Below are 24,098 nucleotides of genomic sequence, written 5' to 3'. Positions count from 1 at the left end.
CGGCGCGCCCGGCGGCGGGGACGGCGGCTGCACCTGCCGGGAGGTCTTGGGCGGGGCGGCCAGCGGGGTCGCGGCGCGCTCCCACAGCGGCCGCAGCGGGCGCGGGTCGCGGCGGACGAACTTGCACAGCTCGACCACCACCGGCCACGGCGGCACGGTCTGGGCGGTGAGGTAGCGCGACAGCGAGGAGGAGCTGAGGCCGGTGTCGCGGGCCAGCGCCCGCACCCCGAGCCCGGACAGCTCCTGGATCTTGCGTAGCCGCTCCGCCAGCTCGTCCTGGGGGTAGTTCACCTGCTGTGCCGCCACCGGCGTCGCTCTCCTTCGTCCCGCGGTCCGCGAAAAAGTTTCGCCCGGATCGGCCGAGATCAGCACGGCTTCCGCTGTCCCATCGTGTCCCACGCCCCTGTCCGGGGACAAGGGGTGCGGGCTGTCATGGAGACACGCCACGGAGCACACCGGGCAACGAACGCAGCGGATCCCCGCGGATCCCGACCCGAGGAGAACATCATGCAGTCCCGTATGCAGAACCCCGCCATGGTCCTCACCGGCGCCATGCAGCCCATCCAGCAGGTCCTGGCGGCCGTGCAGACCGGCGGCGTCGACGCCGAGATCCTCGAGCTGGTCCACCTGCGCGTCAGCCAGATCAACGGCTGCAGCGCCTGCGTCGACGGCGGCACCAAGACCGCCCGCAAGGCCGGGGTGAGCGACGAGCGGCTGGCCACCGTCGTTGCCTGGCGCGAGACCCCGTACTTCAGCGAGGAGGAGCGCGCGGCCCTCGCCCTGGCCGAGGCCGCGACCCGGCTCGCCGACCGTCCCGACCCGGTCACCGACGAGATCTGGGACACCGCCGCCACCTACTTCGACGAGCGGCAGCTGGCCGCCATCGTCCTGATGATCGGGGTGACCAACATGTTCAACCGGCTCAACGCGACCACCCGGCAGATCGCCGGCGCCTGGGGCTGATGACCGTGACCACCACCGAGACCACCCGGACCGGCGGCTTCTCCCGCTGGATGCAGCACCGCATGAACGCCCGCATGAACCGTAAGATCCGCGCGGGCAAGGGCACGTTCCTCGGCATGGACGTGCTGATCCTGCACACTGTGGGACGGCGCACGGGACAGCCGCGCGTCACCCCGGTGACCTGGTTCCCCGACGGCGAGGACGCCTGGCTGCTGGTCGCCTCCGGCGGCGGCGCGGGCGACCCCGACTGGCACCGCAACCTGATGGCGGGCCCCGCCAACGCCACGATCGAACTGCCCGGTACCGGCGAGATCCCGGTCTTTCCAACGGTGCTCGACGGCGACGAGCGCGCCGAGGCCTGGGACCGCATCGTCGCCGCCCAGCCGCGCTACGGCAGGTACCAGGACAGGTCCGGCCGGCACTACCCGGTCGTCCGCCTGACGCGCCGCGCCTGAGCCCGGAGGCCGGGACCGCACGCGCGGTCCCGGCCTCCGGACCGGTCAGGCGGCGTGGGTGACCCGTGCGGCCTCGTCGAGCAGTTCGGCCAGGGTGCGGTGCAGGCCGTCCATGCCCGCGCGGGCGTGGACGGCGGTGTCGAATTCGAGCTGGACGGTCAGGCGCGGACCCCGGGTGAACACGGTCAGTTTGGGCGGCATGCCCGGGCCCATCGCGTAGATGTCGTCGCGCACGAAGGCGAGTTCGGCGGGCAGCTGGTGGGCGGGCAGGCGCCCGAGGTTGGACAGGGCCACGGTCGGCGGCGCGGCCAGCAGCGCGGCGGTGGCGGCGTCGGCGCGCTGCACGGCCAGGATGAAGCGGGCGGGCTCGTGGGCGTCGAGGGCCGTGCGCAGGGCGGCGCCCGCGTCGCGGCCGATGGCGAAGGGGTCGGCGTCGTCCCCGGCGACGGCGTAGGTGCCCGCGCCGGAGGCGTAGTTGCCCAGGGCGTGCAGCGGGACCGGGGGCGTGAGTTCCCCGCGCACGTCGGCGGCGTGGCCGCAGAACATCGGCACCGCACCGGGTTCGGGGAAGCGGGTGCGCAGCGCGGCCAGCGCGACGCCGGTGAGCAGCGCGTGCACGGTCAGCCCGGCGTCGCGGGCCGCGCGCACCAGCCCGCTGGTCCGCTCGGCGGACAGTTCGACGCGGCACAGGGCGAAGCGGCCGAGGGGATCGTGCGCGCCGCCGTCGTGGGGGAGGGTTCGCGGCGCGGCGGCGGGATCCAGGCCCGCCGCGGCGACCCGGACCGTGTCGAGCCACGCCTCGGCGTCCCCGGCGCCGATCACCGTGGACAGGGCCACGTCCATCGCCGGCGGGAGTGACTGGTCCGGAAAGGCCAGGGCCGCAGCCTCTCCGGTGATCCCGGCGGTGTAGTTGCGCCAGAACAGTGCCAGCAGCGCCGCCGCCGAGCGGCCGTCGGCGATGCCGTGGTGCACGACGAGCACGAGCTGGTGGCGGTCGCCCTCGCGCAGCACCTCGGCGCGGAACAGGCCCTCCGACCAGTCCTGGGGCGCGTTGACCAGGGTGAGATAGGCGGATTCGCCGCCGGTGCGCACGCGCAGCGGCGGGCGGTAGGTGTCGTCGCGGACCAGGCAGGCGACGCCGTCGACCTCGGCGGTGCGGCAGCGCAGCAGGGGATGGGCGGCGGCGAGGCCGTCGAGGACGCCGCGGACGCGGGCGATGTCGAGCGGGCCGGTGACGGTGGTGCCGATGAACAGCGGCATGCCGCCGGTCGGCACGGCGCCGAGGGTGGTGTCCCGGCCGAAATAGCCGGATTCGAAGGGGGAGATCGGTCGCAGGGCGGTCATCGCGGGACTCGTACTTCCGTGGGTGGGGCGGGCGGACACCCCGACCATACAAGCGTTTCAAACGTTTGTCAGTGACAGGTGTTTGAAACGTGTGTTTGGTAGGGTGTCCGCGTGGGAACCAGGGAAGATCTGCTCGCCGCCGCCAAACAATGCCTTGCCGACCGCGGGTACGCCCGCACGACCGTGCGCGACATCGTCGCCGCCTCCGGGACCAACCTCGCCGCGATCAACTACCACTTCGGCACCCGCGACAAGCTGCTCACCCAGGCGATGATCGAGTCCAGCGCCACCGCGGTGCAGCAGATCCTCGACACCGTGGCCGCGGACGAACCCGGCGACCGGCTGACCGAATTCCTGCGGCGGCTGGTGGACTCGTTCACCACCGACCGCGCGGTATGGGTCGCCAATGCCGAGAGCTACCCCCAGGCGATACACACCCCGGAACTCCGCGCCGAACTCGCCGCGGCCCAGGCACGGGCGCGGCGCGGCCTGGCCGAACTGTTCGGGCACGACGGCGACGAATCAGTGGGCGCGCTGTTGCAGACGATGATCGGCGGCCTGCTGCTGCAATGGCTGATTGATCCCGAGCACGCGCCCTCGCCGGAGCGGCTGGTGACCGGTATGCGCGCATTGGCCCGACCACCCGCATAAACGCGCAAAGCCGGTGCCGAATGGGATTCGGCACCGGCTCGCGGGAAAGAAACCTACGCGGAGGCTTTCTGGTAAGCCTCGACGATTTCGGCGGCGATACGGCCACGGCTCGACACCTTGTGTCCGTTTTCCGCTGCCCAGGCCCGGATGGCGGTGAGGTCGTTGCGGCGCGAGCCGCCCGGGGCGGCCTGCTCGCGGCGGGCGGCGGGCTTGGCCTTCCCGCGACCGACCCGGCGGGCGTAGGGGATCCACTGGTCCAGGGTCTCGCGCAGGGTGGCGGCATTGGCCGACGAAAGGTCGATCTCGTAGGTGACGCCGTCGATTCCGAAAACGACGGTTTCTTCGGCGGTCGAGGTGCCGTCGTAATCATCGATGAGGGTGACAACAACCTTGCGCGCCATTTGCGATTTCCTGTTCATTCGTCGGTGCCGGAGATGTCTGGGCGATCGTAGTGCGTCCGCGCCCGGACGGCGAACCTGGCACCCCGACCTGGGCGCGCCGGGCGGGAATTCCGTCCGTGAATTGCCGCACCGATCGGTTTCCGGTATAGCCGCTATTTCGCCTGCGCGCCCGCCGGTTCCGCGGCCTGTCACCGCGGGGACGGCCTATCGCCCGGCGCGCCCGCCGCGGTCGGGGCGAGCTGGCAGAGGCCCGATGTGTCGTCGCCGCACCGGCTGTGGGTCGGGCGGGCGCCGGCGGCGGGAAGTGATCGGCGAGTCCGCCTGTCGCGCCGACGAGTCCGGCAGCGCCGCCGCCCTCGCGGGGGTGCAGGCGCGAGGGGGCGCCGCGGTCTCGGGACGGGCGGGCGCCGGTTAGCGTGCGTCGCCCGCCGGGACGAAGGGATATAGCCGTCCGGTTGCGGTCACCGGGACTGTGTCGCGGTGCAGTCACGAAGCGCCGGTCACATGCTCGGTAACGGCGGTGTGGCCCGGTGCAGAAATGTTGCGAAAGATTAGCTGCGACATCATCTGTGCTACTGTCGGTGCCCTGAGTCACCCGAGGCGCGCCCGTCGCGGCGCGCCGGATCCGATGAAGGTCGCGGGCCCCGTGACGGGCTCGCGCGCCACCGCGTCGTCGCCGTTTCCGGACCGTCCGGTCGTCCGCGGAGGAGGTGAGTGCCATGGTGGCGAACATCCTGTACAACGTGATCGCGTTACTGCGTTCGCTGATCGGCTGACGACAGCAGCGAGCCGGGCGGCGCGTCCCCGTCGGGTCGCGCCGCCCGGCTCGTTGCGATGCGGATCAGCGGGCGGTGACCAGGCGTGCCGCGTTGGCGGCCTCGTCGGTGGCGGCCTGGTTGGCGGCCAGTTCGGCGTGCACGCGGTCGAAGTAGGCGTTGACCTCGGTGTCCACCCGTCGCTCGTCCCAGCCCAGCGGACCCGCCACCAGCTGGGCGATGTCCTGGGCGGCGGTCAGGCCACGGTCGGAGACCTCGATGGAGATCCGGGTGCGGCGGGTGAGCAGGTCGTCCAGATGCAGGGCGCCCTCGTGGGTGGCCGCGTAGACCGCCTCGGCCGCCAGGTGGTGCGGTGCGCCCTCGATCGGGCGTGCCAGGGCCGGGTCGGCGGCGATCAGGGCGAACAGGTCGCGCACCAGCGAGCCGTAGCGGCCGAGCAGCCGCTCGACCGTCTCGGTGGACAGGCCGGACTCCGCCGCCAGACCCGCGAGGCCGTCGCGCATCTCGTGGTAGCCGGCGGCGCCGAGCACCGGCAGGCGGTCGGTGGCCGAGGGGGGCACCGGGCGGTCGAGGCGGGCGGCCGCGGCGTCGACGACGTCGGCGGCCATCACCCGGTAGGTGGTGTACTTGCCGCCCGCGATGACGAACAGGCCGGGGGCGGGTTCGGCCACCGCGTGCTCGCGGGAGAGCTTGGCGGTCTCCTTCGAGGCCCCGGTCATGAGCGGGCGCAGTCCGGCGTAGGTGCCGACGATGTCGGCGCGCGTGAGCGGCTCCCGCAGGACGGCGTTGACGTGGTCGAGGATGTACTGCACGTCGGCCGCGGTCGCGGTCGGGTGGTCCTTGTCCAGGTCCCAGTCGGTGTCGGTGGTGCCGATGATCCAGTGCTCGGCCCACGGGATCACGAACAGCACCGACTTCTCGGTCCGCATGATCAGTCCCGTGTCCAGGTCGAGGCGGTCGCGCGGGACCATGATGTGCACGCCCTTGGACATGCGGACGTGGAACGGGAAGTCCACGCCGGTCATCTCGATCATGTCGTCGGTCCACACGCCGGTGGCGCTGATCACCGCGCGCGCCCGGATGCGGTGGGTCGCACCGGTTTCGCGGTCCTCGGCGACCGCGCCGGTGACCCGGTCGCCGTCGCGGAGCAGGCCGGTGACGCGGGTGCGGGTGAGCACGGTGGCCCCCGCGTCGGCGGCGGTGCGGGCCACGGTCATGGTGTGGCGGGCGTCGTCGACCTGGGCGTCGTAGTAGCGGATGGCGCCGGTGAGCGCGTCCTCGGCGAGGGCGGGGGCGAGCTCGAGTGCCCTGGTGCGGCTCAGGTGCTTGTGCATCGGGACCGAGCGGGCGCCACCGAGGGTGTCGTAGAGGGCGATGCCCGCGCCGATGTAGGCCCGCTCCCACACCCGGTGCTGGAGCGGGTAGAGGAACGAGACCGGGCGCACCAGATGCGGCGCGAGCGAGTTCAGCAGCAGCCCACGCTCTTTGAGCGCCTCGCGCACCAGGGCGAAGTCGAGCTGCTCGAGATAGCGCAGCCCGCCGTGGATGAGCTTGGAGGACCGGCTCGAGGTGCCCGCCGCGAAATCGCGGGCCTCGACCAGGGTGACCGACAGGCCGCGCGAGGCGGCGTCGAGCGCCGCGCCCGCGCCGGTGATGCCGCCGCCGATGACGAGGACGTCGACCTCGGAGTCGTCGAGGGTGGCGAGGGCGGCGGCGCGGTAGGCGGGGTCGAGCCGGGTGGTGGTCACGGGGTGCTCCTTTGCAGAGGGGTGTCGGAGAAGTCGGGGGGGCGTCGGTCAGCCGGCGATGTCGACCCAGTCGAGGGTGCGGCCGACGGCCTTCTGCCAGTCGCGGTAGCCCTGCGCGCGCATGGTGTCGGTCCAGGTGGGTTCCCAGCGGCGGTCCTCGTGCCAGTTGGCGACGAGTTCGTCGGTGCCGGAGAAGAATCCGGTCGCCAGGCCCGCGGCGTAGGCGGCGCCGAGGGCGGTGGTCTCGGCGATCACCGGCCGCGAGACCGCGACGCCGAGGAAGTCGGCCTGGATCTGCATGGCCAGGGCGTTGGCGGTGACGCCGCCGTCGACCCGCAGCGTCTCGAGGCGGACCCCGGAGTCGCGCTGCATGGCCTCGACGACGTCGCGGGTCTGGTAGCAGATGGATTCGAGGGTGGCGCGGGCCAGGTGGGCGTTGTTGCTGTAGCGCGAGAGCCCGACGATGGCGCCGCGCGCGTCGGCGCGCCAGTAGGGGGCGAACAGGCCCGAGAACGCGGGCACGAAGTAGACCCCGCCGGTGTCGGGGACCTGGCCGGCCAGGTCCTCGATCTGGGCGGCGCCGCCGATGATGCCGAGCTGATCGCGCAGCCACTGCACCGCCGACCCAGTGACCGCGATCGATCCCTCGAGGGCGTAGACCGGCGCCTGCCCGGCGAAGTGGTAGGCCACCGTGGTGAGCAGGCCGTGGCCGGAGTGCACGATCTCGGTGCCGGTGTTGAGGACGAGGAAATTGCCGGTGCCGTAGGTGTTCTTGGCCTCGCCCGGCTTGAAGCACACCTGACCGACCGTGGCCGCCTGCTGATCGCCGAGCACGCCGGTGATGGGGACCGCGGCCTCGAACGGGCCGTCGGGACTGGTGCTGCCGAAGGTGTCGGGGTTGGCGGAGGGCACGATGCGCGGGAGCATCGCGCGGGGGACGCCGAAGATCTCCAGCAATTCCGGATCCCAGTCCAGGGTCTCGAGATCCATGAGCATGGTGCGCGAGGCGTTGGTCGGGTCGGTCAGGTGTCGGCCACCGCGCACCCCGCCGGTGAGGTTCCAGATCAGCCAGGAGTCGGGGGTGCCGAACAGGGCGTCGCCGCGTTCGGCGTCGGCGCGCACGCCCTCGACGTTGTCGAGGATCCAGGCCAGCTTGCCGCCCGAGAAGTACGGCGCCGGCGGCAGTCCGGTGCGCCGCCGGATGGTCTCGGCGGCGCCGGAGCGGTGCAGGTCGGCGATGATGCGGTCGCTGCGGGTGTCCTGCCACACGATGGCGTTGCCGTAGGGGCGGCCGGTGTGCCGGTTCCAGACGACGGTGGTCTCGCGCTGGTTGGTGACCCCGATCGCGGCCAGGTCGGCGGCGGTGAGCCCGGCCCCGGCGAGGGCGCTCGTGACGACCGTCCTCGTGCGCTCCCAGATCTCGTCGGGGTCGTGCTCGACCCAGCCCGCGCGCGGCATGATCTGGGCGTGCTCGAGCTGGTGGCGGGCGACGACGGCGCCGCGCCGGTCGAAGACCATGCAGCGGGTGCTGGTCGTGCCCTGGTCGATGGCACCGATGTACTGCGGCATCGCGATCCCTTTCGTGGGCTCGCCGTCGAGCCCGGCACCCGGCGCGACCGGGTTCGGGATCGACGCTACGAAGGGCGCGGGGACCGCACCACGGCCCGCGTTCGACATTGTCGAACGTTTGACGCGCTGGCTACGCTGAGCGGGTGTTGGGCAGGCGTTCGAAGACCGGATCCGTGGATGGCGAGAGGGAATCCGGCCGGCGAAAGCTGTTCCGCCGCCGCGCATCCACCCGCAGGCCGCTGTGGCAGGAACTGCCCCTGCTGATCGTCATCGTCGGGGTGCTGTCCACCCTGCTGGTGGGTTTCGTCGGGCGGCCCTACGTCATCCCGTCCCAGTCCATGGACCCGACCCTGCACGGCTGCGCCGGCTGCGTCGGCGACCGCATCTACGTCGAGAAGATCACCTACCACGACCGCGACCCGCTGCCCGGCGACGTGGTCGTCTTCGCCGGCCCGCCGTCCTGGAACGACACCTACACCTCGATCCGCTCGCGCAACACCGCCGTGCGTCTCGCGCAGGACGTGCTCTCCTACACCGGGCTCGTCCCGCCCGACGAGAACACCGTCGTCAAGCGCGTCATCGCGATCGGCGGCCAGACCGTGCAGTGCTGCGATCCGCAGGGGCGGGTGCAGGTGAACGGCGTCGCGCTCGACGAGCCCTACGTCGCCAAGGACTACCCGTGGTCCCCGGACCGCCCGAACCTCGTCTATCCGCGCGGGCGGGTCTTCGGTCCGGTCATCGTGCCCGACGGGCACCTGTGGGTGATGGGCGACAACCGCAACGAGTCCCGGGACTCGCGCGCCCACGTGCGCGACGAATTCGGCGGCGCGGTCCCGCTGGCCAACGTGCGGGGCAGGGCGGTCTTCCGGATCTGGCCGCCCACCCGGATCGGCCCGGTGCGGTCCCAGGACCCGCGCGGTTCCTGACCGCTAGCCGGTCGGCCAGGGCTCGCACGGTGCGCGCGGGTCGTCGCGATGCAGCGAGGCCAGCCAGCCGTCCTCGGCGCCGCCCGGCGTGACGATCCGCCTGCGCACCGTGCCCTCGAAGCGGAAACCGAGCCGCCACACCGTCTTCCGGCTCGCCCAGTTGCCCACCACGGCCTGCCAGCGCATCGTCTCGATGCCGTGGGCGAACGCGTGATCCAGGACCAGGGCCACCGCGTGGGTCATCAGGCGCTCGCCGCGGGCGGCGGGGTGCAGCCCGAAACCGAGCGAGGCGACGTGGGCGGTGGTCGGGCGGTAGTCGACGGAACCGCAGAACGGCCCGTCGGGCGCCCGCGTGATCGCCCACGCGCGGATCGAGGTCGGATCGGGGTCGCGCCAGCTGCGGGCCACCCGGGCCAGGTACTGCTCGGCGTCGATGCGGGTGTAGGGGCGCGGCACCGTCGTGAAGCGCACCATCTCGGCGTCCCGACCCTGCTCGACGATGGCCTCCAGGTCCTCGGGCCGGTGGGCGCGCAGGGTCACCGTGCCGTCGGTGAGCACCGGGACGTCCTCGGGGTAGCGGAAGGTCATCGGTTCAGGACAGCAGGAAACCGCCTGCCGCGCAGCGGAAACGGCGCCAAGGGCAGCGGAGCGCCGGCACGGCGGCGCGGGTCTGGGTCGCCGGGGCGCGGCCGGAGCGGTGATACGGTGCCGGCATGCCGGGGTCGATCCAGTCGATCGAGCGCGCCGCCGCCGTGCTGCGGCTGCTCGCGCGCGGGCCGCTGCCGGTCGGCGAGGTCGCGGCGGCGCTCGGGCTGGCCAAGCCGACCGTGCACGGCATCCTGCGGACCCTGGTCGAGGTCGGGTTCGCCGACCAGGACCGGCGCACCGGTCGCTACCTGCTGGCGCCCGCCCTGCACGGCCTCGGCACCGGGTATCTCGATCCCAACGAACTGCGCGGGCGGGTCCTCGGGCGGGCGGACGCCCTGGCCGCGCGCAGCGGCGCGGCGGTGCGGGTCGCGGTCCCGGTCGACGGGACCGTCACGGTCGTGCACCACGTGTTTCGTCCCGACAACGACCTCGAGCAGGAACACGGCGTCGGCGAGATCCTGCCCGCCCACGCGAGCGCCCTGGGCAAGATCCTGCTCGCCTACGACCCGAAACTCGCGGCGGCTCTGCGGAACACGGCGCTGTCCGCGCTGACCCACCGCACCCTGGTCGCCCGTCCCGCGCTGGAGCGGGAACTGGCCGAGGTCCGCTCGGGCGGCTGGGCGGGCGAGATCGAGGAGACGCGCGCGGGCTGGGCGGGCGTCGCCGCGCCGCTGCGCACCACCGGCGGCCTCGTGGTCGGCGCGCTGGGTGTCGACGGGCCGGTCGACAGCGTCAGCGAGGACGGGGTGCGACCGCGACCCGCCGTCGTCGAACAGGTGCGGGACGCGGCGCGCGCGGCCTCCCGCGATCTCGGATTCGCGGGGTGACCGGCGCGCCGGAAGCGGTGGCGCTCACTGCCCGGCGGGGTCGGTGCCCGGCGCGGGATCGGTACCGGGAGCGGCCGGTCCGGCGGGGCGGCGGGCGCGGATCAGCCCGACCACGCCGACGACGAGCAGGGACAGGCCCAGGACCTGCACGGTCGGCAGGTCGATCGGCAGGCTGTCGCGGCGCAGCGCGCCGGTCGCGATGAGCACGGGCGCCACGCAGAAGGCGAGGCAGAGCACGGCGCCCGCGCCGATGGGCAGCAGGTACCAGCGGCGGGCGGGGGTGCGGTCGGCGGTCACGGTGGTTCTCCCGGTCGTCGGTGTCGCAGGGTTATGGCCCGGTACCGGCCGTTCGTTTACAGCATGATGGGCTCAGCCGCCCGTGATCGTCCGCCGAAGGAGAAGACCGCCGATGTCCCGGCACTACGTGCTCGCCGTCGACCAGGGCACCACCTCCACCCGCTGCCTGGTCTTCGACCAGCGGGCCCGGCTGACCGGTCAAGCGCAGCGCGAACACACCCGGCACCATCCCCGGCCCGGCTGGGCCGAACACGACGCGGGCGAGATCTGGCGGATCGTGCAGGCGGTGGTGCCCGCCGCGCTGCGGGACGCGGGGATCGGGGTCGAGCAGGTCGCGGCGCTGGGCATCGCGAATCAGCGCGAGACGGTGGTGGTCTGGGACCGCCGTACCGGCGCCCCGATCGGGCGCGCGGTGGTGTGGCAGGACACCCGGACCACCGAACTGGTCACCGAATTCGCCGCCGCGCCGGGCGCCGACCTCGTCCGCGCCCGCACCGGGCTGCCCCTCGCCGGCTACTTCGCCGCGCCGCGCCTGCGCTGGCTGCTCGACACGACGCCCGGGCTGCGCGAGCGGGCCGAACGCGGCGAGGTGCTGTTCGGGACCATGGACACCTGGCTGATCTGGAACCTCACCGGCGGTCCCGACGGCGGGGCGCACCTGACCGATGTCACGAACGCGGGCCGCACCCTGCTGATGGACCTGTCCACCCTGTCCTGGGACCCGGACCTGTTGCGGTTCTTCGGAATTCCCGCCGCGGCGCTGCCCCGCATCGTGCCCTCGGCGGGCACCTTCGGTACCGCGCGGGCGGTCCTGCCCGGCGTCCCGCTCGCCGCCGCCATGGGCGACCAGCACGCGGCCCTGTTCGGCCAGACCTGCTTCTCCCCGGGCGACACCGAATGCACCTACGGCACCGGTGGATTCCTCATGGTCAACACCGGAGCCGACCGGGTCGACTCCACCCACGGGCTGCTGACCACGGTGGGCTACCAGATCGACACGGACCCGGTGTTCGCGCTCGAGGGTCCCATCGCCGTCACCGGATCGCTGGTGCAGTGGCTGCGCGACAACATCGGCCTGATCGCGACCGCCTCGGAGATCGAGACCCTCGCGGGCACGGTCGGCGACAACGGCGGCTGCTATCTGGTCCCCGCCTTCTCCGGCCTCTACGCCCCGCACTGGCGGGGCGACGCGCGCGGTCTGCTCATCGGCCTGACCTCCTACGTGACCAAGGGCCACCTCGCCCGCGCCGCGCTCGAGGCCACCGCCTGGCAGACCCGCGACGTGGTCGCCGCCGTGGAGGCCGACTCCGGCCTGCGCATCCCGGAGCTGCGCGCCGCGGGCGGCATGACCGCCGACAACCTGCTCATGCAGATCATCGCCGACGTCCTCGACATCCCGGTCCAGCGGCCGCTGGTGGCCGAAACCGTCTCCCTCGGCGCGGCGTTCGCCGCCGGGCTGGCCACCGGTTACTGGCCCGATCTCGAGGGCCTGCGCCGCAACCGCCGGGTCGCGGCGCAGTGGCGGCCCCGCATGGACCCCGCCGTCCGCGAGAGCGAATACGAGAACTGGCGGCGCGCGGTGGAGCTCACCTTCGGCTGGTGGCGCCCGGCGTCCCGCTGATCGTCCCGGCGCCGGGCCGAGGCTTTTCATCCGTTTCGGGTGAGGCGCGGCGGGCGCCCGGGCGCGCAGGATGCGGGCATGGCTGACTCATCTGTGCTCGGACCGGTCGAACTGCTCGTGCTCACCTTTCCCGGTACCCGGGTCGCCGCGGCGGTGAGCGAGGCGCTGGCCACGGTGGTCGCGCGCGGGGACGTGACGCTGCTCGACCTGGTGGTGCTGTCCGCCGACGAGGCGGGGTCGGTCAGCGAGTTCGAGATCGACGACGAGGTCGCCGAGATCGGGCTCACCGGGCTGACCGCCTCGGAGCTAAATCTGGTCTCCGACAGCGACCTCGACGTGGTGCGCGAGGGGCTCGAACCCGGCACGACCGCGGTGGTGCTGGTCTTCGAGAACACCTGGGCCCGCAACCTGGCCGCCACCGTCCGCGCCGCCGAAGGCCGGGTCGACCTGCACGTCCAGGTGCCCCGGGACGCCCTCGACGCCGCGATCGCCGCGGCGTCCTGACCTCAGGAGGAATCCGATGCCCCTGCGAATGGGACGCGTCGGCAGGCCCGGCCTGCTCGGCACCGTCGCCCGCACCGCCGTCGTCGCCGGTACCGCCACCGCCACGTCGAACGCGGTGAACCGGCGCGCCTCGCGCCGCGCCGCCGAACATCAGGCCTACGCCGACCAGCAGCAACAGCCCGCCTATCAGCCCCAGTCCTACGCCCAGCAGCCGCAGCAGTACGCGCCGCCCCCCGCCCAGGCCCCCGCCACGCAGGCCGCCGACGCGGGTCCCGACCTGGTCACGCGCCTGCAGCAGCTGAGCGAACTGCATTCCTCGGGCGCGCTGTCCGATGCCGAGTTCGCCGCCGCCAAGGCCCAGTTGCTGGGCTGAGCCGCCCGGAGGCCGACCGGCCGCCATCGTCCCGACCGTCGTCGGTGCCGGTGGCGGCCTTTTTGTCCTGGACAGGCATTCCTGGAAAAAGCGCGTTCGCGCGAACACTTCGTGACCTGGGTCTCCCGCAGGACCGATCGGGCCGGTGTTCGGCAATGTCGCGGCACCTATTGACCTGGACGCCATGTCCAACCTAAGTTACAGAGACACGGTGTCCCACATACCCGGGGCACGCGGAGCGGCCACGGGAGTGCGTATATGTCCAACAAGGTGTTCGTCGTCGGCGTCGGGATGACGAAGTTCGAGAAGCCGGGTGCGCTGGAGTGGGACTACCCGGACATGGCCCGCGAGGCGGGGACCAAGGCGCTCGAGGACGCGGGGATCGCCTACGACGCGATCGAGCAGGCCTACGTCGGATACGTCTACGGCGAATCGACCTCGGGACAGCGGGCCGTCTACGAACTGGGCCTCTCGGGCATCCCGATCGTCAACGTCAACAACAACTGTTCCACCGGCTCCACCGCGCTCTACCTCGCGGCGCAGGCGATCCGGGGCGGGCTGGCCGACTGCACGCTGGCCCTCGGTTTCGAGAAGATGCAGAAGGGCTCGCTCGGCTCGACCTACGACGACCGCGAACAGCCCATGATGCGCCACCTGCTGGCCCTCGCCGAACTGCAGGAGTTCGCCATGCCGCCCGCGCCCTACATGTTCGGCGCCGCGGGCAAGGAGCACATGGAACGCTACGGCACCACCGCCGAGCAGTTCGCCAGGATCGGCGTCAAGAACCACAAGCACTCGGTCAACAACCCCTACGCGCAGTTCCAGAAGGAATACAGCCTCGAGGAAGTCCTGGCCGCCAAGCAGATCTACGGTCCGCTGACCAAGCTGCAGTGCTCGCCGACCTCCGACGGCTCGGGCGCGGTGGTGCTGGCGAGCGAGGCGTTCGTCGACCGCCACGACCTCGCGGGCCGGGCGGTGGAGATGGTCGGGCAGGCCATGGTCACCGACCTGTCCTCGACCTTCGACACCCAGAGCGCGATCAACCTCGTCGGCGCCGACATGTCGCGCACCGCGGCCCGCAAGGTCTACGAGCAGGCCGGCATCGGCCCCGAGGACGTCGACGTCATCGAACTGCACGACTGCTTCTCCACCAACGAGCTGCTGACCTACGAGGCGCTCGGCCTGTGCGCCGAGGGCGAGGGCGGCCGCCTGGTCGACGACGGGGCGACCACCTACGGCGGCCGGTGGGTGGTCAACCCGTCCGGCGGCCTCATCTCCAAGGGCCACCCGCTGGGGGCCACCGGCCTGGCCCAGTGCAGCGAACTGACCTGGCAGCTGCGCGGGACCGCCGACGCCCGTCAGGTCGAGGGCGCGCGGATCGCGCTGCAGCACAACATCGGTCTCGGCGGCGCGGTCGTGGTCACCGCCTACCGGCCCGCCGTCCGCTGACCCCACCGAACATCCGAATTCCGTTCCGCGACAAGGAGTAACCCCATGGCATCCGTTTCCGTCTCCACCGAGCTGCCCGTCACCCCCGAGCAGGCCTGGGCGCGCCTGAGCGACCTGGCCAACTGGGAGGAGTGGCTGACCATCCACGAGGGCTGGCGCAGCGAGCTCCCGGCCGAGCTGACCGCGGGCGCGCGCTTCATCGAGGTCGTGTCGGTGATGAACATGGCCAACAAGATCGAGTGGACCGTCGCCCAGGTCGACCCGCAGAAGTTCCTCGAGATCACCGGCACCGGCATGGCCGGGGTCACCGTGGAATTCCGCCTCGAGGTCGAGCCCACCGCGACCGGGTCCTCGGCCAAGTTCGACGCCTCCTTCAAGGGCACCATGATCGTCGGCCCGATCGGCAAGGCCGTGGCCAAGCACGCCGAGGCCGACCTGAAGGCCTCGATGGCCAAGTTCACCGAACTGGTCGGCGCCTCGGCATGACGACCAGCGAATCGGCCGGAGTCGTCTTCGACGGCTCCGGCCTGGGGGAGTGGACCGAGGAAGAGCGATTCGAGGTCACCGCCGGCCGCATCGCCGAATACGCCGCGGCGACCAACGATCCCGTCGCGGCGCACCGCGACGGGCAGGTCGCCCCACCGGTGTTCGCGGTGGTGCCGGTGTTCACCTCCATGGCGCCCGCGGCGCTGTCGGTGGCGCCGGTCGAACTGCTGATGAAACTCGTCCACGGCGAACAGGACTTCCTGTTCCACCGGCCCATCCGGCCCGGCGACGAACTGGTGGTGCGCGCCAAGCCGATCGGCTACCAGGGCAAGCCCAACGGTTCCACCGTCACCGTCTACGCCGAAACCCGGGACGCGGCGGGCGAACTGGTCAACGAGCAGTGGCTCACCGCGTTCTTCCGCAAGGTCGACGCCGGACCGGGCGAGGGCACCCAGGCGCCGCCGCACCGCATCACCGACGCCGACCGGGCCGCCGAGCCCGCGGCCGTGGTCACCGCGCACGTCGACAGCGACCAGACCTTCCGGTACTCGCCCGCCTCCGGCGACCCCATGCCGATCCACCTCGACGACGAGATCGCCCGCATGGCCGGACTGCCCGGCATCATCAACCACGGCCTGTGCACCATGGCCTTCACCTCCTGGGCCGCGCTGACCGAGCTCGCGGGCGGCGACACCGCGCGGCTGCGCCGCCTCGCGGTCCGCTTCGCCAAGCCGGTGCTGCCCGGCCAGGACATCACCACCACCTTCTGGCGCACCGGCGCCACCGAACCCGGGGTCGCCGCCTACGCCTTCGAAACCGAGGCGGCCGGGCAGATCGCCATCATCGACGGCCGGGCCGAGATCGCCGACGCCTGACCACCCCGAGACCGATCACGAACGAGGAGTACCGAACTCATGGGAAAGCTTGACGGGCGCGTCGCCGTCGTCACCGGAGCGGGCCGCGGCATCGGCCGCGAGCACGCGCTGCTGTTCGCCCGCGAGGGCGCCAAGGTCGTCGTCAACGATCTCGGCGGCGCCAACGACGGCAGCGGCAGCGACGCCGGCCCCGCGCAGCAGGTGGTCGACGAGATCCGCGCCGCGGGCGGCGAAGCCGTCGCCAACACCGAGAACATCGCCACCTGGGCGGGCGCGCAGGCGCTGGTCGAGCAGGCCGTCGCCGAATTCGGCGGGCTCGACGTGCTGGTCAACAACGCCGGCATCCTGCGCGACGCCTTCATCGCCGGCATGGACGAGGCCCAGTGGGACGCGGTCATCGCCGTGCACCTCAAGGGCCACGGCGCCTGCCTGCACCACGCGGCCGCGTACTGGAAGGCGCGCGCCAAGGCGGGCGAACCGGTCAACGCCTCGGTGATCAACACCGCCTCGGCCTCGGGCACCTTCATGCCGAACGCCGGGCAGGCCAACTACGGCGCGGCCAAGGCGGGCATCGCGGCGCTGACCCTGGTCGCGGCCGACGAGCTCGAGCGTTACGGCGTGCGCGTCAACGCGATCGCGCCCATCGCCCGCACCCGGCTCACCCTGGCCACCCCGGGCATGGGGGCGCTGTTCGCCGCCGAGGTCCCCGAGGGCGAGTTCGACGCCTTCGACCCGGCCAACATCTCCCCGCTCGTCGCGCACCTGGCCGAGGCCGACTGCACGCTGACCGGCAAGGTGTTCGCGGTCCAGGGCGGCGCCATCACCGAACTCGCGGGCTGGCACGGGATCCGCACGGTGGAGACCGACGGCCCGTGGACGATCGACGGCGTCGCCGCGCAGCTGAAAGAGGTGAACTAGCCATGGCCCGCGCGGGTTACGCGCTCGGCCTCGGCGTCGGCGAGGACCACCGCGCGCTCGCCGACGCGGTCGGTGGGTTCGTCGAACGCACCGTCACCGCCGAGATCGTGCGCGCCGCCGTGGAATCCGGCGCGACCGACAAGCCGGTCCCGTACTGGGACGCGCTGGTCGAACAGGACCTGCTCGGCCTGCACATCGGCGAGGACCGCGGCGGCCAGGGCGCGGGCCTGCTGACCCTGGCCGTGGCGCTCGAGGCGCTCGGCCGCGGGCTGCACAGCGGGGCGTTCGTGCCCACCGCCCTGGCGAGCGCGGTGCTGGCCACCGCGGGCGGGCCCGCCGCCGACGCGCAGGTCCCCGGTCTCGTCGACGGCTCACGCACCGGCGCCGTCGCGCTGCGCGGCGCGCTGACCGGGGTCGAGCGGGACGGGATCCTGATCGTCGACGGGCACGCCGACGGCGTCCTCGGCGCCGACGCGGCCGAGGTGATCGTGGCGCCCGTCGAGGTCGGCGCGACACAGCGCTGGGTGCAGTTCGAGGCCTCGGAGCTGACGGTGACCGCGCAGGACGGCATCGACCTGCTGCGCGGGTCGGGCCGGATCGACGCCGCCGCGGTCGAGGTGCCCGCGGCGCGGGTGCTCGACGGCCTGCACGCCGAGCGCGTGCGGTCGCTGGCCGCGGTGGTGTTCGGCGCCGAGGCGGTCGGCGTCCTGTCCTGGTGCGTCTCGACCGCCGCGGAGTACGCCAGGACCCGGGTGCAGTTCGGGCGGCCCATCGGCCAGTTCCAGGGCGTGAAGCACAAGTGCGCGCACATGGGCATCGCGCTCGAGAAGGCGCGGGCGGTGCTGTGGGACGCGGCCTTCGCCCTCGACCGCGGCGACGACAACGCCGACTACGCCGCGGCCATCGCCGCGCTGGTGGTGCCCGACGCCGCGGTGCAGGTCGCCCAGGACTGCATCCAGGTGCACGGCGGCATCGGATTCACCTGGGAGCACGACGCGCACCTGTACTACCGGCGAGCCCTCGCGCTGCGCGGGGCGCTCGGGGTACGCGACGAACGGGCGGAGCGGGTCGCCGCCTACGCCCTGGCCGGGGCGACGCTGTCGACCGAACTGGACCTGCCCGCCGAGGCCGAGGAGATCCGCGCGGCGGTGCGCGCCGATCTGGCGGGCATCGCCGAACTCGACGAGGACGACCAGCTGATCGCCCTCGGTGACGGCGGCTGGAACCTGCCGCACCTGCCCGCACCCTACGGCCGTTCGGCAGGTCCGCTCGAACAGGTCGTCATCGCCCAGGAGATCAAGGCCTCCGGCATCGACATGCCCCAGCTGCTCATGGGCACCTGGGCCGTCGGCGCGCTCGTCGGCCACGGCGACGAACGCCAGAAGCGCGAGCTGGTCGTGCCGACGCTGCGCGGCGAGGTCGTGTGGTGCCAGCTCTTCAGCGAGCCCGGCGCCGGCTCCGACCTGGCGAGCCTGACCACCAAGGCCCGCAAGGTCGAGGGCGGCTGGCGGATCAGCGGGCAGAAGATCTGGACCACCGTGGCCCAGTTCGCCGACTGGGCGATGCTCATCGCCCGCACCAGCCCGGACAAGCCCAAGCACGAGGGCATCACCTACTTCGTGCTCGACATGTCCAGCCCCGGCATCACGGTGCGGCCGCTGCGCGAGATGACCGGCTCGGCCCTGTTCAACGAGGTGTTCCTCGACGACGTGTTCATCCCCGACAGCGACGTGGTCGGCGCGGTGGACGACGGCTGGCACGTCGCGCGCACCACCCTGGCCGGTGAGAGGGTGGCGCTGAGCCAGAAGATGGAGGCCTACGCCACCGACGTCGACCTGCTGCGGTTCGCCCGCGGCCGGGAGCTGTCGGCGGTGGCGCGCTACCACCTGGCCGGGCTGGTCGCCGACGCGCGCGCGGTGGAGGTGCTCGGCGCCCGCATGGTGCTCAGGCAGCTGTCGGGGATGGACGTGTCCATCATGTCCAGCGTCGCCAAGCTGCTCGGCATGGGACTCGGCCAGGCGATCTCGGAGTACATCGTGGCCGAACTCGGTACCGCGGGCGTGGTGTCGGTGCCGGGGGAGCGCAGCGACCACGCGATGGAACAGCTCATCGCCGGCCGCGCGACCACCATCTACGGCGGCACCACCGAGGTGCAGCTCAACGTCATCGGTGAACGCATGCTCGGGCTGCCGCGCGACGCCGCGGGGTGAGTCCGCCCGGCCGCCGGTGGCCCGTGCCAGCACCGGCCACCGGCGGCCACTGCACTAGAGTTCGATCAGCGCACGGAGGGAGGACGAGATGACCGTCGAACGCACCGACGGCCGGGCCAGCCGGTGGGACAGCCACCGGGCCGACCGCCGCGACCGCATCCTCACCGTCGCCCTCCAGGCGGTGCAGACCCAGGGCGCCGAGGTCGGGGTCCAGGAGATCGCCGACCTGGCCGAGGTGCCACGGTCGGTGGTCTACCGGCTGTTCAAGGACCGCCAGGATCTCGACGAGCAGGTCCGGCGCCGCATCATCGACGACCTGCTCGGCGTGCTGACCCCGACGCTGAATCCCGAAGGCACCATCGCCGAATCCATCGCGCGCGCCGTGGACGCCTACGTCGGCTGGATCGCGGAGAACCCGCGGCTGCACTACTTCCTCGGCGCCGGGTCGACCGGTCAGCCGCGCAGCAACTCGCCCATCGTCTCCGGGACCAAGATCGCCATCGGTAACCGGGTCAAGGAAGTCGTGGAGACCGCGCTGCGCACCCAGGGCGCGCCTGTGACCATCGCCGAGCCCATGGCGTTCGGGCTCACCGGCTTCGTCGACGGCGTGGTCAACCGGTGGCTGAGCCGCTCGATGCAGCCCATGGACGCCACCGAGCTCTCGTCCTATCTGCAGGAGACCATCTGGCAGGTCATGGACGGCGGCCTGCGGAAGGCGGGCGTGGTGATCAACCCGATGTCGCCCATCGCCGATCTGCTCAGCGAACCGGCCGAGGGCGGGCCTCAGGCGGCGACGGGTTCGGCGACCGCCTGATCGTGCAGCCGCCCGAGCAGGCGGCTGAGCATGCGCGACACGGTCATCTGGGACACGCCGAGCCTGCGCGCGATCGCCGACTGCGACAGCGAATCGTAGAAGCGCCACACCAGCAGGCGGCGCTCGGCGTCGTCGAGTTCGGCCAGCAGCGGCGCCACCGTGATGGTGTCCTCGGCCAGGTCGTAGCGGTTCTCCTCGCAGCACAGCGTGTCGGCGACGGTGTCGCCCGCGGGCTCGCCGTGGAAGTCGTGCACGGGCATGTCCAGGCTGCGGGTGTTGTAGACCTCGGCGGCGACGCGGGCGGTCGTGATGTCGGTGACCTCGACGTCGAGTTCGGTGGCCAGTTCCCGCGCGGTCGGGGTGCGGCCCAGTTCCTGGGTCAGCTGGTCGGCGGCGATCGTCACCTCGGCCTGGAGTTCCTTCTCCCGGCGCGGGACGCGCAGGGCCCAGGTGTTGTCGCGGAAGTGGCGGCGGACCTCGCCCATCACCGTCGGCACCGCGAAGGCGAGGAACGGCGCGCCGTAGCCGGGATCGAAGCGGTCGACCGCGACCACCACCCCCAGACGCGCGGTCTGCAGCAGGTCGTCGAACAGTTCGCCGCGCCCGGCGAAGCGCATCGCGATGTGTTCGGCGAGGGGAAGGCAACGGTCGATGATGTCTTCGCGCAGATGGTGGTGCGCGGGGCTGTCCGGGTCGAGCCGGGCCAGGTCGGCGAACAGCGGTTCGATGTCGTCGTAGCTGTCGCCGCCCGAGTGGGGCGGGGCGTCGGCATCGGTGGAGGTCTGCGGCAACGGAATCATCTCCTGCAGTCGTGCTGCGATCGTTCGGGCTTCGACCTACCTGTCTGCAGGGTTGCCGTGGGGGCGGGCTTCAAACGCGCGTGAGCGGGCCGATTGCCCCGCCCGGTGACGGGTATCACCCCGACCGCGACGGAACAGGAGGTGAGCGCGGTGATCCATCTCGGCACGTCCGGCTGGCAATACCGGGACTGGCGTGGCGTCCTCTACCCCGACGGGGTACCGATGCGCCGCTGGCTCGAGTGCTACGCCGAGAACTTCGCCACCGTCGAGTCCAACAACGCCTTCTACCGGCTGCCCGACCGCGACACCTTCGTCGCCTGGCGCGAGCGCACCCCCGACGACTTCGTCTTCGCGGTCAAGGCGAGCCGGTTCCTGACCCACATCCGCCGGCTGCGCGAGCCCGAGGAGCCGGTGCGGCGCCTGCTCGACCGGGCCGACGGGCTCGGCGGGCGGCTGGGCCCGGTCCTGCTCCAGCTGCCCCCGACCCTGCGCGCCGACGCCGACCTGCTCGACGACTGCCTGCGCTGCTTCCCGCGCTCGGTGCGCGTGGCCGTCGAGCCGCGCCACGCGTCGTGGTGGACCGGCGAGATCCGCGCGGTGCTCGAGCGGCGCGGCGCGGCCCTGGCCTGGGCCGACCGCGACTCGCGCCCGGTCACGCCGCTGTGGCGCACGGCCGGGTGGGGCTATCTGCGCCTGCACGCGGGCCGGGCGCGACCCGCCCCCCACTACGGCCGCCGCGCCCTCGACAGCTGGGCGCACCGGCTGGGCGACACCTGGCCCGACGACGCCGACGTCTGGGTCTACTTCAACAACGATCCCGGCGGCGCGGCCGTGCGCGACGCGGTCACCTTCGCCCGTGCCGCCCGGGCCGCGGGCGCCACGGTGAGTCGCGCCCCCGGCCGCGAGCCCGCGGAGGTGGCGCGATGACCACGAAGTTCCCGGGCGCGGCCCGGTACGTCCCCGACACCACCGACCTCGACGCCATGGCCGCGGCGGCCGCGCACTGCCACGGCTGCGACCTGTACCGCGACGCGACCCGCACGGTGTTCGGCGAGGGCCCCGCCGACGCGGACACCGTGCTCGTCGGTGAGCAGCCCGGCAACGAGGAGGACCTCGACGGGCACCCCTTCGTCGGCCCGGCGGGCCGGCTGCTCGACCGCGCGCTGGCCGACCTGGGCGTCGACCGGGACCGGCTGTACCTGACCAACGCCGTCAAGCACTTCCGCTTCGTCGAACGCGGCAAGCGGCGCATCCATCAGCAGCCCAGCCGCACCGAGGTGGTGGCGTGCACGCCGTGGCTGACCGCCGAACTCGACGCGCTGACCCCGGAGCTGGTGATCTGCCTCGGCGCGGTGGCGACGCGGGCGCTGCTCGGACCGAGCGCGAAGGTGACCGAGCTGCGGGGCGGCACCGTCGAGCTGGAGCGGTACCGGGCCGGGGTGACCGTGCACCCGTCGTCGGTGCTGCGCGCCCCGGACCGCCACGCCGCCTACGACGAGTTCGTCGGCGACCTGGCCCGGCTGTTTTCGGTGCCGGCTCCCGGGTAGATCCCCCACGACAGAGACCGGAATCGTCAGCCGAGGAGGTGCAGGTCATGCCGCAGCGAGCGTGGAGCGACAAACGCGAACGGCAGTACAAGCACATCAAGGAATCCCAGGAGGAGCGCGGCGTCGGGGAGGATCGGGCCGAGGAGATCGCCGCCCGCACCGTGAACAAGGAACGCGCGCGTTCGGGGGAGGCGAAGACCTCGAGCAAGCTGTCGCGCACCGACATGTCCTCGGGCAAGCGCGGCGGACAGCGGGCGCATCGCAAGGGCCCGCGCGGGCTCACCCGCGACCAGCTCTACGAAGAGGCCAAGGACCGCAACATCCACGGGCGGTCGAAGATGAACAAGAAGGAACTGGCCCACGCGCTGGGCCGGGACTGACCCGCGCGATCGGCGGCGCCCGACTGCGGGCGCCGCCGATCGCGTGCGATCAGTGACCCTGGGCGTCCCACAGGTGCAGGCCCTCGCGGGCCTTCACCCGCGAGTGTTCGCCGAGCACGATGAGGATGCCCGACAGCAGACACACCCCGCAGAGCACGCCCGCGATGACCGCCCAGCCCTCGAAGCCGTAGCCGGCCGCGGTCAGGGTGAGCGCGAGCAGGACGAGCCCGACACCGACCAGGAACAGTCCCGGCCAGTTACGGATGTCCTCGATGGATTCCCCGGCGTGCGAGCGGGTGGTCCGCGTGTCGTCGGGGAAATGGTGCACGTGCGGATGCGGGACGGCCTGGGGCGGCTCCCCGGGGCGGTGCGGCACCGGTGGCTCCGGGCCGGCGGGGGTGAGGTTCATGATGGCTCCTTCCGCGGCCGCCCCGGAGGACGCTCACCTCCGGGGGTTACCTGTCTCTTCGGGATAGTCGGGACGGCGGCCGGTGACCCGGCGGTACACCACGACGGCGGCGACCGCGACGACGAGACCGGCGATGACCAGTAATTCCATGATGGCCGCGTACCCGGCACAAAGCCACTCAATCACTGTTTGCCCGGCCCGGTGCGCGGTAGTCGGAGAGCGAACCGAATTGCCGACGGTGGTGAAGGAGCGTATGCGATGGGATTTCCCGAACAGCAGCAGCCGACACCCGGAATTCAGGCCAGGATGCGTCCGGTGCCCGATTGCGGGGAGAACACGTACCGAGGGTCGGGAAAACTGGCGGGTAAGGCCGCCGTCGTCACCGGCGCCGACAGCGGGATCGGGCGCGCGGTGGCGATCGCCTTCGCCCGCGAGGGCGCCGACGTGCTCATTTCGTACCTGGACGAGGAGGACGACGCCCGCGAGGTGGCCGAATACGTGCGCGAGGCCGGGCGCCGCGCGGTGCTGGTGCCGGGTGATCTGTCGGCGCCCGAGCACTGCCGCGCGGTGGTGGCCCGGGCGGTCGAAGAATTCGGCCGCATCGACGTGCTGGTGAGCAATGCCGCTTATCAGATGACCCACACCGATCTCGACGAGATCAGCGACGAGGAATTCGCCTACACCTTCGCCCTCAACGTGGGCGCCTATTTCCATCTGGTCCGCGCCGCGTTACCGCACATGCCGCCGGGATCGTCGATCATCGGCAGTTCGTCGGTGAATTCGGATATGCCCTCGCCGACGCTGGCGCCCTACGCGGCGACCAAGGCCGCGATCGCGAATCTGTCGGCCAGCCTCGCGCAATTGCTGGGCGAGAAGGGCATCCGCGTGAACAGCGTGGCGCCCGGACCGATCTGGACCCCGCTCATCCCCTCCACGATGCCCCCGGAGAAGGTCGCCGCGTTCGGCGACGACACCCCGCTGGGCCGCGCCGGGCAGCCCGCGGAACTCGCGCCCGCCTACGTCCTGCTGGCCGCCGACGACGGCAGCTATATCTCCGGTGCCCGCCTGGCCGTCACCGGCGGCCGCCCCATCCTCTGACCCGAGAAA

At 72.4% G+C, this 24,098-nt stretch carries 27 protein-coding genes; 18 read left to right on the top strand and 9 right to left on the bottom strand.

The features are described from left to right. On the bottom strand, window positions 1–306 hold a 306-nt coding region (locus ON36_RS00680), incomplete at its 3' end, for a helix-turn-helix domain-containing protein (protein WP_043646408.1). 201 nt (window positions 307–507) lie between these two features. Here ON36_RS00680 and ON36_RS00675 point away from each other — a divergent pair. Further along, a complete protein-coding gene (locus tag ON36_RS00675; RefSeq protein ID WP_043646406.1) occupies window positions 508–963 on the top strand; it encodes a carboxymuconolactone decarboxylase family protein in 456 nt (151 codons plus the stop codon). Further along, window positions 963–1,418 carry a nitroreductase family deazaflavin-dependent oxidoreductase gene (locus ON36_RS00670; protein ID WP_043646404.1) on the top strand — a complete coding sequence of 152 codons (456 nt, stop codon included), beginning with the start codon at window positions 963–965 and terminating at the stop codon, window positions 1,416–1,418. Before ON36_RS00675 ends, ON36_RS00670 begins: the two co-directional genes overlap by 1 nt. Before the next feature lie 45 nt (window positions 1,419–1,463). Here the strand turns inward: ON36_RS00670 and ON36_RS00665 are convergent, their stop codons facing one another. Further along, a complete protein-coding gene (locus ON36_RS00665) occupies window positions 1,464–2,762 on the bottom strand; it encodes a phthiocerol/phthiodiolone dimycocerosyl transferase family protein (RefSeq protein ID WP_043646402.1) in 1,299 nt (432 codons plus the stop codon). 111 nt (window positions 2,763–2,873) lie between these two features. Between ON36_RS00665 and ON36_RS00660 the strand changes: the two genes are divergently transcribed. Further along, on the top strand, window positions 2,874–3,413 hold the full coding sequence (locus ON36_RS00660) for a TetR/AcrR family transcriptional regulator (protein ID WP_043646400.1): 540 nt from the start codon (window positions 2,874–2,876) through the stop codon (window positions 3,411–3,413). A gap of 53 nt (window positions 3,414–3,466) precedes the next feature. Here ON36_RS00660 and ON36_RS00655 read toward each other — a convergent pair whose 3' ends face one another. The 3 genes from ON36_RS00655 to glpK (ON36_RS00645) form a co-directional block, all read right to left on the bottom strand. Beyond that, complete coding sequence (locus tag ON36_RS00655; protein ID WP_043646398.1) at window positions 3,467–3,814, bottom strand: histone-like nucleoid-structuring protein Lsr2; 348 nt, start codon at window positions 3,812–3,814, stop codon at window positions 3,467–3,469. Window positions 3,815–4,655: 841 nt separating this feature from the next. Next, complete coding sequence (gene glpD, locus ON36_RS00650; protein WP_043646394.1) at window positions 4,656–6,338, bottom strand: glycerol-3-phosphate dehydrogenase; 1,683 nt, start codon at window positions 6,336–6,338, stop codon at window positions 4,656–4,658. Window positions 6,339–6,386: 48 nt separating this feature from the next. Continuing rightward, window positions 6,387–7,907, bottom strand: coding sequence for a glycerol kinase GlpK (gene glpK / locus ON36_RS00645; protein ID WP_043646425.1), 1,521 nt, complete (start codon window positions 7,905–7,907; stop codon window positions 6,387–6,389). A 173-nt stretch (window positions 7,908–8,080) separates the two neighbouring features. Here glpK (ON36_RS00645) and lepB point away from each other — a divergent pair, with 173 nt between their 5' ends. Further along, entirely contained in the window at window positions 8,081–8,833 is a 753-nt protein-coding gene (lepB, locus tag ON36_RS00640) for a signal peptidase I (RefSeq protein WP_043646392.1), read from the top strand. A 3-nt stretch (window positions 8,834–8,836) separates the two neighbouring features. On the opposite strand, the gene ON36_RS00635 is transcribed toward lepB, so the two are convergent. After that, on the bottom strand, window positions 8,837–9,421 hold the full coding sequence (locus tag ON36_RS00635) for a GNAT family N-acetyltransferase (RefSeq protein ID WP_052313505.1): 585 nt from the start codon (window positions 9,419–9,421) through the stop codon (window positions 8,837–8,839). A 125-nt stretch (window positions 9,422–9,546) separates the two neighbouring features. On the opposite strand from ON36_RS00635, the gene ON36_RS00630 reads away from it, so the two are divergent. Then, window positions 9,547–10,308: an IclR family transcriptional regulator gene (locus ON36_RS00630; protein ID WP_043646389.1), complete on the top strand. Its 762-nt coding sequence runs from the start codon at window positions 9,547–9,549 to the stop codon at window positions 10,306–10,308. A 24-nt stretch (window positions 10,309–10,332) separates the two neighbouring features. Here the strand turns inward: ON36_RS00630 and ON36_RS34085 are convergent, their stop codons facing one another. Next, on the bottom strand, window positions 10,333–10,605 hold the full coding sequence (locus ON36_RS34085; RefSeq protein ID WP_043646388.1) for a hypothetical protein: 273 nt from the start codon (window positions 10,603–10,605) through the stop codon (window positions 10,333–10,335). A 112-nt stretch (window positions 10,606–10,717) separates the two neighbouring features. On the opposite strand from ON36_RS34085, the gene glpK (ON36_RS00620) reads away from it, so the two are divergent. The 9 genes from glpK (ON36_RS00620) to ON36_RS00580 all read left to right on the top strand — a co-directional run bounded on the left by glpK (ON36_RS00620) (window position 10,718) and on the right by ON36_RS00580 (window position 19,855). Then, window positions 10,718–12,226 (top strand): glycerol kinase GlpK, encoded by a 1,509-nt coding sequence (gene glpK, locus ON36_RS00620; protein ID WP_043646386.1) that lies wholly within the window; start codon window positions 10,718–10,720, stop codon window positions 12,224–12,226. Window positions 12,227–12,304: 78 nt separating this feature from the next. Next, on the top strand, window positions 12,305–12,730 hold the full coding sequence (locus tag ON36_RS00615) for a DUF6325 family protein (protein WP_043646385.1): 426 nt from the start codon (window positions 12,305–12,307) through the stop codon (window positions 12,728–12,730). A gap of 16 nt (window positions 12,731–12,746) precedes the next feature. Continuing rightward, window positions 12,747–13,103: an SHOCT domain-containing protein gene (locus ON36_RS00610; protein WP_043646380.1), complete on the top strand. Its 357-nt coding sequence runs from the start codon at window positions 12,747–12,749 to the stop codon at window positions 13,101–13,103. 258 nt (window positions 13,104–13,361) lie between these two features. Next, complete coding sequence (locus ON36_RS00605; protein ID WP_043646374.1) at window positions 13,362–14,552, top strand: lipid-transfer protein; 1,191 nt, start codon at window positions 13,362–13,364, stop codon at window positions 14,550–14,552. A gap of 45 nt (window positions 14,553–14,597) precedes the next feature. Further along, a complete protein-coding gene (locus ON36_RS00600) occupies window positions 14,598–15,038 on the top strand; it encodes a type II toxin-antitoxin system Rv0910 family toxin (RefSeq protein WP_043646369.1) in 441 nt (146 codons plus the stop codon). Further along, window positions 15,035–15,913 carry a MaoC/PaaZ C-terminal domain-containing protein gene (locus ON36_RS00595; protein WP_043646365.1) on the top strand — a complete coding sequence of 293 codons (879 nt, stop codon included), beginning with the start codon at window positions 15,035–15,037 and terminating at the stop codon, window positions 15,911–15,913. The genes ON36_RS00600 and ON36_RS00595 overlap by 4 nt, the downstream gene beginning before the upstream one ends. 39 nt (window positions 15,914–15,952) lie before the next feature. After that, window positions 15,953–16,831 carry an SDR family oxidoreductase gene (locus ON36_RS00590; RefSeq protein ID WP_043646364.1) on the top strand — a complete coding sequence of 293 codons (879 nt, stop codon included), beginning with the start codon at window positions 15,953–15,955 and terminating at the stop codon, window positions 16,829–16,831. A 2-nt stretch (window positions 16,832–16,833) separates the two neighbouring features. Beyond that, entirely contained in the window at window positions 16,834–19,041 is a 2,208-nt protein-coding gene (locus tag ON36_RS00585) for an acyl-CoA dehydrogenase family protein (RefSeq protein WP_043646361.1), read from the top strand. A gap of 88 nt (window positions 19,042–19,129) precedes the next feature. Next, on the top strand, window positions 19,130–19,855 hold the full coding sequence (locus ON36_RS00580; RefSeq protein ID WP_052313504.1) for a TetR/AcrR family transcriptional regulator: 726 nt from the start codon (window positions 19,130–19,132) through the stop codon (window positions 19,853–19,855). Here the strand turns inward: ON36_RS00580 and ON36_RS00575 are convergent. Beyond that, on the bottom strand, window positions 19,825–20,655 hold the full coding sequence (locus ON36_RS00575) for a SigB/SigF/SigG family RNA polymerase sigma factor (RefSeq protein WP_043646358.1): 831 nt from the start codon (window positions 20,653–20,655) through the stop codon (window positions 19,825–19,827). The genes ON36_RS00580 and ON36_RS00575 overlap by 31 nt on opposite strands. A gap of 150 nt (window positions 20,656–20,805) precedes the next feature. Here ON36_RS00575 and ON36_RS00570 point away from each other — a divergent pair, with 150 nt between their 5' ends. The 3 genes from ON36_RS00570 to ON36_RS00560 are packed head-to-tail and all read left to right on the top strand — an operon-like array spanning window position 20,806 to window position 22,582. Further along, window positions 20,806–21,582, top strand: coding sequence for a DUF72 domain-containing protein (locus tag ON36_RS00570; protein WP_043646420.1), 777 nt, complete (start codon window positions 20,806–20,808; stop codon window positions 21,580–21,582). After that, window positions 21,579–22,202, top strand: a complete 624-nt coding sequence (locus ON36_RS00565; RefSeq protein WP_043646357.1) for a UdgX family uracil-DNA binding protein — start codon at window positions 21,579–21,581, stop codon at window positions 22,200–22,202. Before ON36_RS00570 ends, ON36_RS00565 begins: the two co-directional genes overlap by 4 nt. Window positions 22,203–22,249: 47 nt before the next feature. After that, the gene (locus tag ON36_RS00560) at window positions 22,250–22,582 is read left to right on the top strand and encodes a hypothetical protein (protein ID WP_043646418.1); all 333 of its coding nucleotides are present in this window, start codon (window positions 22,250–22,252) and stop codon (window positions 22,580–22,582) included. A 49-nt stretch (window positions 22,583–22,631) separates the two neighbouring features. On the opposite strand, the gene ON36_RS00555 is transcribed toward ON36_RS00560, so the two are convergent. Beyond that, window positions 22,632–22,991, bottom strand: coding sequence for a hypothetical protein (locus ON36_RS00555; RefSeq protein WP_245557793.1), 360 nt, complete (start codon window positions 22,989–22,991; stop codon window positions 22,632–22,634). A 258-nt stretch (window positions 22,992–23,249) separates the two neighbouring features. On the opposite strand from ON36_RS00555, the gene ON36_RS00550 reads away from it, so the two are divergent. Next, complete coding sequence (locus ON36_RS00550; RefSeq protein WP_043646354.1) at window positions 23,250–24,089, top strand: glucose 1-dehydrogenase; 840 nt, start codon at window positions 23,250–23,252, stop codon at window positions 24,087–24,089. Window positions 24,090–24,098: the final 9 nt, after the last annotated feature.

It is taken from the genome of Nocardia thailandica NBRC 100428 (assembly GCF_000308795.1).
Lineage (GTDB): Bacteria > Actinomycetota > Actinomycetes > Mycobacteriales > Mycobacteriaceae > Nocardia > Nocardia thailandica.
The sequence above is the reverse complement of the archived record's forward strand: the minus strand, read 5'-3'. Positions and strand labels throughout refer to the sequence as shown.

What these genes read in the sequence shown, in the direction of transcription:
- ON36_RS00675 (WP_043646406.1), top strand. Translation starts at nt 508, where the DNA reads ATGCAGTCCCGTATGCAGAACCCCGCCATGGTCCTCACCGGCGCCATG.
- ON36_RS00600 (WP_043646369.1), top strand. Translation starts at nt 14,598, where the DNA reads ATGGCATCCGTTTCCGTCTCCACCGAGCTGCCCGTCACCCCCGAGCAG.
- ON36_RS00595 (WP_043646365.1), top strand. Translation starts at nt 15,035, where the DNA reads ATGACGACCAGCGAATCGGCCGGAGTCGTCTTCGACGGCTCCGGCCTG.
- ON36_RS00610 (WP_043646380.1), top strand. Translation starts at nt 12,747, where the DNA reads ATGCCCCTGCGAATGGGACGCGTCGGCAGGCCCGGCCTGCTCGGCACC.
- ON36_RS00560 (WP_043646418.1), top strand. Translation starts at nt 22,250, where the DNA reads ATGCCGCAGCGAGCGTGGAGCGACAAACGCGAACGGCAGTACAAGCAC.
- ON36_RS00630 (WP_043646389.1), top strand. Translation starts at nt 9,547, where the DNA reads ATGCCGGGGTCGATCCAGTCGATCGAGCGCGCCGCCGCCGTGCTGCGG.
- ON36_RS00605 (WP_043646374.1), top strand. Translation starts at nt 13,362, where the DNA reads ATGTCCAACAAGGTGTTCGTCGTCGGCGTCGGGATGACGAAGTTCGAG.
- ON36_RS00550 (WP_043646354.1), top strand. Translation starts at nt 23,250, where the DNA reads ATGGGATTTCCCGAACAGCAGCAGCCGACACCCGGAATTCAGGCCAGG.
- ON36_RS00670 (WP_043646404.1), top strand. Translation starts at nt 963, where the DNA reads ATGACCGTGACCACCACCGAGACCACCCGGACCGGCGGCTTCTCCCGC.
- glpK (WP_043646425.1), bottom strand. Translation starts at nt 7,907, where the DNA reads ATGCCGCAGTACATCGGTGCCATCGACCAGGGCACGACCAGCACCCGC.
- ON36_RS00580 (WP_052313504.1), top strand. Translation starts at nt 19,130, where the DNA reads ATGACCGTCGAACGCACCGACGGCCGGGCCAGCCGGTGGGACAGCCAC.
- ON36_RS00665 (WP_043646402.1), bottom strand. Translation starts at nt 2,762, where the DNA reads ATGACCGCCCTGCGACCGATCTCCCCCTTCGAATCCGGCTATTTCGGC.
- ON36_RS00555 (WP_245557793.1), bottom strand. Translation starts at nt 22,991, where the DNA reads ATGAACCTCACCCCCGCCGGCCCGGAGCCACCGGTGCCGCACCGCCCC.
- ON36_RS00635 (WP_052313505.1), bottom strand. Translation starts at nt 9,421, where the DNA reads ATGACCTTCCGCTACCCCGAGGACGTCCCGGTGCTCACCGACGGCACG.
- ON36_RS00585 (WP_043646361.1), top strand. Translation starts at nt 16,834, where the DNA reads ATGGCCCGCGCGGGTTACGCGCTCGGCCTCGGCGTCGGCGAGGACCAC.
- ON36_RS00655 (WP_043646398.1), bottom strand. Translation starts at nt 3,814, where the DNA reads ATGGCGCGCAAGGTTGTTGTCACCCTCATCGATGATTACGACGGCACC.
- ON36_RS00575 (WP_043646358.1), bottom strand. Translation starts at nt 20,655, where the DNA reads ATGATTCCGTTGCCGCAGACCTCCACCGATGCCGACGCCCCGCCCCAC.
- ON36_RS00590 (WP_043646364.1), top strand. Translation starts at nt 15,953, where the DNA reads ATGGGAAAGCTTGACGGGCGCGTCGCCGTCGTCACCGGAGCGGGCCGC.
- glpK (WP_043646386.1), top strand. Translation starts at nt 10,718, where the DNA reads ATGTCCCGGCACTACGTGCTCGCCGTCGACCAGGGCACCACCTCCACC.
- ON36_RS00615 (WP_043646385.1), top strand. Translation starts at nt 12,305, where the DNA reads ATGGCTGACTCATCTGTGCTCGGACCGGTCGAACTGCTCGTGCTCACC.
- ON36_RS00565 (WP_043646357.1), top strand. Translation starts at nt 21,579, where the DNA reads ATGACCACGAAGTTCCCGGGCGCGGCCCGGTACGTCCCCGACACCACC.